Origin of the sequence: Streptomyces sp. PA03-6a, from assembly GCF_033792765.1 — a bacterium.
Taxonomy (GTDB): domain Bacteria; phylum Actinomycetota; class Actinomycetes; order Streptomycetales; family Streptomycetaceae; genus Actinacidiphila.
The window spans coordinates 20,002-29,802 of record NZ_JARAVK010000111.1; the positions used below are offsets into that span (position 1 = coordinate 20,002).

General features: G+C 65.9%; 6 protein-coding genes and 1 pseudogene. 3 read left to right on the forward strand and 4 right to left on the reverse strand.

What is annotated here, in order from left to right:
* Window positions 1-106: 106 nt before the first annotated feature.
* The 3 genes from PV350_RS25095 to PV350_RS25105 all read right to left on the reverse strand — a co-directional run bounded on the left by PV350_RS25095 (window position 107) and on the right by PV350_RS25105 (window position 6,329).
* Window positions 107-4,558: a S8 family peptidase gene (locus tag PV350_RS25095; protein ID WP_500336234.1), complete on the reverse strand. Its 4,452-nt coding sequence runs from the start codon at window positions 4,556-4,558 to the stop codon at window positions 107-109.
* Window positions 4,559-4,776: 218 nt separating this feature from the next.
* Window positions 4,777-5,793, reverse strand: coding sequence for a LuxR C-terminal-related transcriptional regulator (locus PV350_RS25100; protein WP_500336236.1), 1,017 nt, complete (start codon window positions 5,791-5,793; stop codon window positions 4,777-4,779).
* Window positions 5,794-6,020: 227 nt separating this feature from the next.
* Window positions 6,021-6,329 carry a glycosyltransferase gene (locus PV350_RS25105; RefSeq protein WP_500336238.1) on the reverse strand — a complete coding sequence of 103 codons (309 nt, stop codon included), beginning with the start codon at window positions 6,327-6,329 and terminating at the stop codon, window positions 6,021-6,023.
* A gap of 434 nt (window positions 6,330-6,763) precedes the next feature.
* Here PV350_RS25105 and PV350_RS25110 point away from each other — a divergent pair, with 434 nt between their 5' ends.
* The 3 genes and pseudogenes from PV350_RS25110 to PV350_RS25120 all read left to right on the forward strand — a co-directional run.
* A complete protein-coding gene (locus tag PV350_RS25110) occupies window positions 6,764-7,942 on the forward strand; it encodes a putative hexosyltransferase (RefSeq protein WP_500336239.1) in 1,179 nt (392 codons plus the stop codon).
* Window positions 7,942-8,370 (forward strand): GtrA family protein, encoded by a 429-nt coding sequence (locus PV350_RS25115; protein ID WP_500336241.1) that lies wholly within the window; start codon window positions 7,942-7,944, stop codon window positions 8,368-8,370. Before PV350_RS25110 ends, PV350_RS25115 begins: the two co-directional genes overlap by 1 nt.
* A gap of 482 nt (window positions 8,371-8,852) precedes the next feature.
* Window positions 8,853-9,122: pseudogene (locus PV350_RS25120) on the forward strand (GNAT family N-acetyltransferase); the annotation flags it as partial.
* 24 nt (window positions 9,123-9,146) lie between these two features.
* Here PV350_RS25120 and PV350_RS25125 read toward each other — a convergent pair.
* A partial coding sequence (locus PV350_RS25125) for a transposase family protein (RefSeq protein WP_500336243.1) occupies window positions 9,147-9,801 on the reverse strand: 655 nt, incomplete at its 5' end.

Sequence of the window (9,801 nt, forward strand, 5' to 3'; positions counted from 1 at the left end):
TCGTCGGCTCCGAGCCGGCAACGTCCGGCCCAAGCCGGAACCACCATGGGACCGCCGACCGACATGGCGTCGGCCGGCGGTCCGGCAGCGCTCAGTGATCCCGCTGCTATCCTCGCGTTTTCAATTCGGCCACACCAAACCTGTTCGGCCGACTGCCCGTCACCCAGACTGAGGTGGTGGATCCGTGACCCTGCTGGATACGGACAAAGGTGTGGGCAAACCCTTGTGCCGTTGCCCGGCCTGAGCCCACGACCCGGCCGCCGACGCGCACGGTGTACGGCTCGTGCGCGGACAGGCCGGCCGCTGTCACCAATACGGTCGTTCCTACAGCCGCCTGCCGTGGCGTGGCGTCGACGACGAACTCCGGGACTGAGCGACCAGGCACTGGCTCGAGGTCGGCCTGGCTCATGGGCGTCATCAGCAAGTACCGATCCTCGATATACGAGAGAATCGGGGTGTGGACCTCGAAGCCGGCTGTTGCCCACAGCGGCCGGCCAGAAGGAAGCGCCAGAGTCCTGGAGACCGGCGTCCCTTCCTGCGGAAGGTTGGGGGTGGGGATCTTCTCGTCGTGGAGGAAACTCACACCGGTGTAGACCTCGGTCCCCTCACCGGCCGTAAGGAAGAACTCCGAACTGTACGCCGCCGGGCGGTTGGTGAACGTTGCTTCCAACAGGCCGCTGTGGCCCTTCGGCTTTCCGCGGTGGAAGGTCGCGTAGAAGCGTTCCGTCATGACAGGACGGCCAGTGACCCTGCTGTGCTGCCGGTTCCGGTAGGTCGCGACGGCGCGCCCGTCCATCACCAGATCCAGGCGGTCCACGCCCGTCACGTCGTAGGAGCGGGTGGCCGTCTTCCCGGGGTCGATCATAAGGGTCGCGAAGATCACGTCCCCGCCTGTCAGCTTGTACCGCAGTGTCGGGGTGCTAGTCCGACTGGTGTTGTTGGTGTACGTCAGCTTCGCGGCATGCGCGGCCGCACGGTCTTCGGCGATCGAGGCTGTGCTGGGACGCGTGGCCGAAGTCGTCCAGGTCAGGGATTTGCTCTGACCTCCGCGATCGTTGTGGTCGAGCACCGTGAGAGTGCCGGTGAGCCTTTCCGGCTTGGCCTCGACCAACTCCGACTGCCAGCTGAACCAGGGCCAGCTGTTCGAGTCGACAGAAACAGTCCGGTTCAGGTAGACGCCTGAGGCGCTTCGGATGGTGACGCTCATCCGGCCCTTGCCCTGGACCCCACCGGTCAACGCGGTCAGGGGGTTGCCGTCGAAGGCTTCCCGATCAACATGGTCGAGGTCACCGAGGACAAGTGAGCTGACCGTGAAGGTGTCCCCGACGACCCGGCCCGCGTAACGAACCTCCATCGTCTGCTTACCCGTGGGCAGCTTCACCGGCAGGGTCACCAGTCGGGCCACACCGCCGTCCTCGCTGGTCCGTCCGCTCGCGAGCACCTGCCCGGAGCCCTTGATCCTGATCTGGAAGTCCACTGCCGGAGTCAGACCGGTTGCGAGGACGATTACAGGACGACCAGGCGTCGCGTAATCAGGTGTCACAGTGACCACCGGGCGGGCGCCGGGAGTGCCGGTGGGCGGACCGGTGCGGGGATCACTGGTCACCGTGACGTATGTGGTCCGACCCGTGTCGCCGTATGCGACTCGTCCAAGGTAGATCCCGCCGCCGCGCAGGCCGCTCCAGGTCAGAGTGACCGCAGTCGTGCTGCCGATCCCCAGAACGGCCGTTGTGGGCCGCGCCGTGAACGTGCCTTCGGCGCTCTTGTCGCTGAGTACGAAGCTCGTGACGGTGAATCCGAGCGGGCCGGTCCCGGCGAAGAAATCGACCTCGACCTGGTACAGGCCCGGGGACAGGTCGTCCAGATCCATCCGTTCGTCGGCGGAATCGGTTGCAGCGCGGGCGAACAGTGTCTTGTCGCCGTAGCTGTTGAGCCGGTAGACCGACAGGTCGAGATCGGCGCTGTTGTCGGTGGCGTCGAGATCAAAGCGTGCGTGCGTCGTACCGGCCGGAATCTGCACGATGTGGCTCTGCGCGGGGCCACCGACGCTTCCGGAGCCCTCCATCCGCACGCCCCGGGACAGGCCGGTTACCTTCACCGGTACGTCTCGGGTATCGCCACCGCGGAGAGTAGCGGTGGCTCGGCCTGAGCTGCCCGAGGCTTGCAGCTCCCCCGGAGCGGCCAGCGCAACCGGGCGCACTGCCAGTGCACTGCGGACGGTCTGTTTGCCGTTGCGCCAGGTCAAGTAACCGGTGGCGCATTCGCCCAGCGGGGCGGTGGTCCGGGTGAACGTTACGCGGAATGTCTTCGTCTGGCCCGGCGCCGTGAACGTCAGGGTCGAGGGCTCGACGGTGGTCTGTACTCCGGTGATGCCCGCCACGTCGGCCGTGAAGGTCCCCGCCGTGGTCGACGTCACCGTTCGGGTAACTGTCTTCCGGCCGGCGAGCGATCCGACGCCGATCGATGCCAAGTTGAGGTCGGAGGGGGCGGGCGCGGCTGCGTCGCCGCCGATCGCCGCGACGTACTGCTCCCAGTCAGCCGGGCCGTTCAGGTAGAGCAGCCCGGGGTTCAGGTACCGAGTCGCGTCGACCTGGCCGTTGCCCTGGGCGAAGACATCCCCGGCCGGTGCTCCGTCGGATGTGACCGCCGGGGAGGTGGTCGTCATCAGGGCCGACTTGATCTCGGCCGGTGTCGCGTTCGGGTGGACGCCCAGGTACAGCGCGGCCAGACCGGCCACATGCGGGGACGCCATCGAGGTTCCCGACATGAAGGTGTACATGGGGCGCTCACCGGCGGCGTTGGCGCCATCGGCAAGGATGCCCACGCCGGGCGCCGCTAGGTCGGGCTTGATCAGGTCGCCGCCGTCGGCCGTCAACGGGCCTCGCGATGAAAATCCGGCGATCTGCGGGATCGGCGCGGAGGCCAACTGGTGCGGGTTGCCGTCGACGAGCGTCGCCGTAGGCGCCTCGGTTGCGGCATACGAGACGAGGGCGTCGTAGCCGTTCACGTCGATGTGAATGGTGGGGAGGGTGTGTGCGTCGAGATCTACCGAGTCCGGTGCGGGGTTGATCAGGATTACCCCGATCCCGCCAGCACGCTTCACCTCGGCCGACTTGGCCAGCCGGTCGACGGCACCCCGCTCGCACAACACGATCCTGCCGGTCACCTTGGCCGGGTCCAGGCTGTCCGGGCCGCAGAAATTCGGGTCGGTGGCTCCGTCGGCTCCTGAGGCGGATGCCGCGGCCAGCGGGCCGGTGACGGACTTGCCGCCGTGTGGCAGCGACACCGAAGCGCCGAGCAGGTTCACGCCGTCGCCCAACTCGGCCGTGGCCTCCCGAGCCGGGATGGTACTCGCCGCTGTAGTCGTGATCCACGGGGAGGCGTTGTCGACGGTGCTTGGGGCGGGACCCGCGTTGCCGCCAGCGGTGGCAACAAAGATGCCGCTTGCCGCGGCGTTGCGGAACGCTTCGTCGATGATGGAGTCGGTGCTCTCGGCTCCGCCGGCGGAGCCGATCGAGTAGTTGATCACGTCGACGTTGTCGGCCACGGCCGCGTCGATCGCTGCCAGGATGTCCCCTGTGGCACACCCGTCGTCTTCTGAGTTCGTTGCCTCGCCACCGCTCCAGCAGGCTTTGTAGGCGGCGATCTTGGCGGCTGGCGAAACGCCGGAGATCTTGCCTATCGGAACGCCGCCAAGGTCGGCGTCGATGTCGTGGGCGCCAGCCGCGGTGCTGGCCGTGTGTGATCCGTGCGCCGATCCGTCCCGCGGCGAAAGGTATTCGCCGATCGCGGTGCTGCCTATGTTGTCGGCGCCGAAGTTGTCGACGAAGTATCGAGCGGACACGAGTTTCGTGGTGCAGTGTGCAGCGGTGAACTGGACGCCCGTCGCACAGCTGCCGCGGAACGTTCCGCCATCGGCCTTGCCGTAGGTGATGGTGGTGCCGTCGAGGTAGGGCTCCTCACCGGGTTGCCGACCGAGTGGGGCCCCGGCGAACGACGGGTTCTCAGGGGCGATGCCCGTATCGACGACACCGACCACGATGCCCTTGCCAGCCTTCGTCGTCCCACCGTTGGCGGCCCACACTCCCCTGTCGCCGCTCATGCCCAGGTAGTCCGTCGAAGTGACAGCGGCGAGCGGCTTGCGCAGTTCGTCCTTGACCACCGACACCACCGTCGGGTCGGTGCGCAGACGGGCGAACTGTTCCGGCGTCAGCTCTGCAGTGAAGCCGTTCAACGCGGCCGAGTAGGAGGAGATCACACGCGCGCCTACCGCGTCTGCAGCCTGGCTCTGCGTCTGCTCCAGGTAGTCACGGTAAGCGCGGACGGGACCGGATGTGGTCTTCAGCCCCTCATCGGCGCGGGGTGCCGTTCGTGCTTTCCCTGCCAAGCCGCCGGTGTACGTCGCTGCGCCCGGATCACGCAGCGTGACGATGTACCGTGCTGTGGTTGGCTTCTGCCCGGGGCTGGGCTGGCCTGCGGTGACCGATCCCGTCGGCTGCGCTGCCGAGACCGCCGCAGCCGGGGACTGGCTGACGGCCAGTGGGACGGCCAGGCTCATGAGAGCGAGTGCGGCAGCCGCGAGAGGTCGTCGCGGATTCGAGCGGCGAGCAGGTGGATGGGTAGGAGTCACCACAAGTCCTTGCATCAGGGAGTTCTTGGCCGCCTAGTCCGGGCGGTTCTCCAAGTGATCGGACAAGTTCTAGCGGCCACCCCCCGGCGCCAAAAGGCTTCCGGCTTCCGATACCGGACAGTGTCCGTAAAAAGCCACTGGCGCGGTCAGAGCCAGTTGCGCCGAGCCGCGGCAACACCGGCGGTGAAGCGATTGGTGGCACCGAGCTCGGAAAACAGCTCCTGGATCCGGCGCTGTAGAGTTCTCGAGGAAATCCCCAGCTGCCGGGCGATAGCCTCCTTTTTGACACCGGCAGCGAGCAGGGCGAGCAGGCGGCGCTCCTCAGCGGTCGGCCCCCGTTCCGGGTCTCGGCCGCTTCGCGCCGCTACCGGCAGCTGCGCTGGTGGTGAGGCAGCATCTTCCGGCACTCCAGTGAGCGAGGAGGCAGCTGTCCAGTGGTGGTCGAAGATCTCGGTCAACGCCTCCAGCAGCGAAGGTGCTTCGGTGTAGAGGTATTCGACGTTCTCGGGCAGAAAACTCAACGACACCAACGCGGCCGTTTGGTCTGCCATGGCGAGCTTGATAGGCAGCGACGGCACAGCTCTGGCCTCCTCGCCGTTCGCCACCAGGCTTGACAGCGCCTGCCAGCCTTCGTCGGCGTCAAAACTGGCGGCTGCGTAGACAGCACGAACACGGATGCCGCGGCGTACCGCCGCGCCGTCCAGTAACGAGCTCAACGCCGGTAGGAACGGCGGGCGGTCCAGGATGCAGATCTCTGTACGTGCGCCCTGCCTGAGGCGGTGGTAGCAGTCGCGGATTTCCTGCAACCCGCTGATTACCCTGGTCCGAGGTTCACCGGTGTTGGCCTGCTTTGCGGCGTTGAAAATGACACTCAGCCGCCCGGCCATGTCACGAACCTCGCCAAGCTGCCGTTCGTGGGACGCCACCAGCGTGCGCAACGCTATGCGCGGATCCACCGTGGTGAACCCCCGCGAAGAGCGGCGGCCGACCAGCCCGGCGTCATGCAGCTGCTCCATCAGGGCCATTGCTTCCCCAACTGTCCCCCCGAGGAGCGCCGCAACCTCGTCGGCGGTGACCTCTCCTCGCATCAGCAGATGCCGATATGCCTTCTCCGCCGCCGCGTCCACCCCGACCAGCGCCAGCAGCCCTTCGCCCTGCTCCATCGCTCTCCTCTTCGCTGCCCAAGTCCCCACGAAAGCTTTGTGGTGGGTATCGACCGCATACGGACTTCACCTCGAGTGCAAGGCACGATCGTCAGCAGGCGGCCCGTGCACGTCCGCATCCTCGGGGCGGCAGAAAGCTACGGGGAGCACGGCTGGTCAACCTGTCACCATCGAACTGGATCCGAGCGACTCTCCCGCGGCCCGCCGGCAAGTGTCGAACATTCGCACTACGCCCTTCGGGCGCCCGCGCTGCGGCGTTTGAAGCCGTTGTCGGTACTGCGATCGGAACGGGTGCTGTTGACGACGTCGAGGCGACGACTGCGGGCCAGTTCCAGCATCTCCGGGATCTTTTCAGGCGGGTCTTGCAAGTCGGCGTCAGTGCTGACGACGTAAGCCCCCACAGCATGGTGCAGTCCGGATGTGAGCGCGGCCTGATGCCCGGAGTTGCGCCGCAGCCGGAGCACCCGTAGCTCGGGCCACTCCCTACGAAACCTTTCCAGCTGCTCGGCGGTACGGTCTGCACTGTCGTCGTCCACCGCGATCACCTCGTACGCTGCACCCAGACGCTCCAGAACCGGCCGCAGCCGGGACACGAGGGGCTGGAAGGACTTCCTCCTCGTCGTACACGGGTATGACGACCAGCAGGGTGGCCACGATATGGGGTGCCGCTACCAAAGACCGCGCCTCCCCGAAACTGCCTTGCTATCCGTGCGGTCAGAGCATATCTGCCATTTCTACGGCTGACCGCGTGCGAGGACATGTTGGCACTGAGGTTCTATTTAGATGTCCTACACTCTGCAGAGCCCCAGCGCGTTCGATATGGCGCGCCCCCATCGGCAGGCAGGACTCGCACTCCATGGCCCCGACATCCAGCACCGCCCTGATCGACGACACACGTCCACAGAACCATTCACGTGCCCTCACAGGATTCCCAACAGCCGGCCTTATAGCACGTCTTGACAGCACCACAATGCGATTCGTACCCTCACTGTGGATCTTCGCAATAGTAAAGACGATCAGCTTCACCGTCTTCATGTACCTGCTGGAGTACTCCGGCGACTATCACACGAAGGAACCCCGTTTCGGCGGCGGTAGCCACCAATGGGATGTGCTGGGCACATGGGACGGCTGGTGGTACCAGGAGATAGCCCGTAACGGTTACGACCCCGGACCTCTGATACCCAATCCGCCCGGGGGTCTCTTCACCGCCCAGCAGAATTCAGCAGCGTTTTTCCCACTGTACCCAGGATTGATCAGGCTGATTTCCGAGTGCACCGGGCTGGGCACCTTCGGCGCGGGAATCCTCGTCTCAACGGCCTCCTCCTTCATCGCGGCGGCAGGGATCTACGCGGTCACCGATCACATCGGCGGACATCGGGCTGGCATAATCGCCGCCGCGCTATGGGGCGTCGCCCCTGGCTCCGGCGTGCAGTGGGCCGTGTACTCCGATTCGCTCTTCGTCGCACTCGCCGCCTGGGTCTGCTACTGCGTCATGACCCGCCGCTGGCTCAGCGCAGGACTGCTCGCCTTCGCGGCCGGCCTCAACCGTCCGACCGCGGCTGCCCTCATCGGCGCCTTGGGCCTCTCCGCGCTGGTCACTCTCTATCAGGGGAGCAGAACGTCGTGGCCAGACGGATTCGCACGCCCGATCGCCGCGATGGCGATCGCGCCACTCGGGCTGGTCGGCTACATCGGCTGGGTCGGCTACCGCATGGGCGACTGGGGTGGCTACTTCGCGTTGCAACGTAAAGCCTGGGCGCACTACTTCGACTACGGCCAGTACACCCTGCACGCTGTACGGGATGGGCTGATCGGAAAGCACACTTACGTTTTCGCATTCCCGGTGCCGGACCAGATCGCCCTGCTCCTGGTCCTGGCCCTACCGACACTGATCGTCCTGCTCCTGCGACAGCGGGTGCCGCTGATGCTGGTCGCCTACACTCTGGCGACAGTGGTCGCAGTACTCGGCACCCAGCAGATCTTCGCCAATACCTCCCGATACCTGCTGCCCGCATTCCCGTTGCTGCTCCCGCTGGCGATGGCTCTGAAGCGGCTGAGGTGGACCAGCCTGGCGGTGATGCTCACCAGCCTGGCAGCGGCCTCCGGTTGGTACGCCGGCTACGCGCTTTTCGAACTGGGCATCCCGTAATGCCCGTATTCAGGGGAGGTGTTCGTCAGATACTGGTCTTCTCGGCTATCGGCGCGGCCAGCACTATGACATACCTCGCACTCTATGTAGCGCTGCGTTTCCTGACATCCTCCCAGCTGGCCAATATGGCTGCGCTGCTCATCACTTCACTCCTCAATACGGCAGCCAACCGACGATTCACCTTCCGAATCACCGGCTCTCAAGATCTCGTTCGCCATCAACTCCAAAGCGGCGTCGCATTCCTCGGCACCCTGGGACTAAGTAGCGGCGCCTTGGCACTCCTTCACATCATTGCACTGCACACATCTCGCCTGACGGAATCCGTCGCCCTTCTCACGGTCAACGCAGCCGCCACACTTATGCGGTTCCTGCTGCTCCGCACCTGGGTCTTTCGCGACCAGGGCTGCCCCGTGTCGGCCAGGGGCTAGACCTCCTGCCGAAGCGGCCACTTGACGAGCGCTGCGGTCGCCGGTCCCCGAGGCCATCAATCGGGGTAGAGGCTGGCCTCCGGCCGGAACGTCTTCGCACCACAATCGGGGGCAAGTTGCTCGGTCGCCGCCCCAGGCACAGGACGGAAAATACCAAAAGAAGGCGTTCATCCCTGGCGCGGATCCCACACCACAGACCCCGCGCTGGCCAAGGATGACGGTCATGTCCACGGCGCTGAGGGCCGGACAGTCACAGCCACGGTGAGACGGCCCCCACACAGCCCAGCGCCCCGCGAGTCTAAGGTGATGCAGGCGATGCCGGTGAACTCCATCTCAACGCCTGCAGCGCGCCTGCACCGGTCACGGAAGTAGATCTCCTGCTGGCACTACGCGGCGATCACGCGCAGCTGCTCCTCCCCCTCGGGCATGCTGCGCGTCTCAGACCGCAGCATGAACAGGCCGGCGGTCTTGCCGCAAAGTTCTGGAACGGGCAGAACATGGTCGGCGTCGCGCTCTGCTCCATCCGTCGGCACGACCAGACCGTGGGCGAGGTTGAAGAGCTGAGCGTCCGGAGGGACCATCGACGCCTCGGAATCGTCCGGGTCCTGCTGCTGGACGGGTTGTGCAGCCTTCGCGAGCGTGGTGCCACGACCGCCCGCCTGTTCACGAGCACAGCAAATCCGCACCGGTCCTACGATCTCTACGAGAGTGTGGGGTTCCGGCGCCAGAGCGAATACGTCCGTTACCGCTAGCCACTGAGGTTTTCTCAACGAAGATCATTTCCAGATTCCGTTGAGGACGAGTGCGGCGCGGGCGATGTCGCCGATCCGGCTGGGGCTGAGGGAGACGTGCTTGAGTGCGCGCCAGCGTTCTTTGAGTTCGGCGGCTGCGCGTTCGCCGAGGGCGCGCAGGTCTCTGATCAGGGTGTTGGTGGTGCGGGTGTCGGTGTGGAGGGCTTGTTCGGACTTGCCCTTGGGGCGTCGGACCGGGACGTGGATGCCGATGCCGGCGCCGATGTAGCCCTTGTCGGCGAGTGTTGGCAGGCCGTCGGCGGCGGCCTTGTAGAGGGCGGGCAGTGCGTGGATGCGTGCGGCGGTGATGTCGGGTGTAGAGCCGGGCTCGACGTCGGAGACCCACAGCGGGGTGCCGTCCGGGGCGGACAGGAACTGCAGGTTCCCGCCGAATGCCTTGTGTTTCTGGCTGAACCACAGGTCGTTCCCGTTGTCGCGGATGCCCGCCAGGCGGTTGGACTCGATGAGCGTGCCGTCCAGGATCACGTGTGTCATGCCCTCGCGCTGGCAGCGGTTCAGGACGTCGTGCAAGTCGGGGGCCTGGTCGGCCAGGAGCTCGATGCCTTCGTGGAGATAGCGGTAGCCGGTGGCCTGGGAGACGCCCGCGTCGCGGGCCAGGCAGTGCACGCAACCACGCTCG

What these genes read in the sequence shown, in the direction of transcription:
- PV350_RS25115 (WP_500336241.1), top strand. Translation starts at nt 7,942, where the DNA reads ATGCCCGTATTCAGGGGAGGTGTTCGTCAGATACTGGTCTTCTCGGCT.
- PV350_RS25100 (WP_500336236.1), bottom strand. Translation starts at nt 5,793, where the DNA reads ATGGAGCAGGGCGAAGGGCTGCTGGCGCTGGTCGGGGTGGACGCGGCG.
- PV350_RS25095 (WP_500336234.1), bottom strand. Translation starts at nt 4,558, where the DNA reads ATGAGCCTGGCCGTCCCACTGGCCGTCAGCCAGTCCCCGGCTGCGGCG.
- PV350_RS25110 (WP_500336239.1), top strand. Translation starts at nt 6,764, where the DNA reads ATGCGATTCGTACCCTCACTGTGGATCTTCGCAATAGTAAAGACGATC.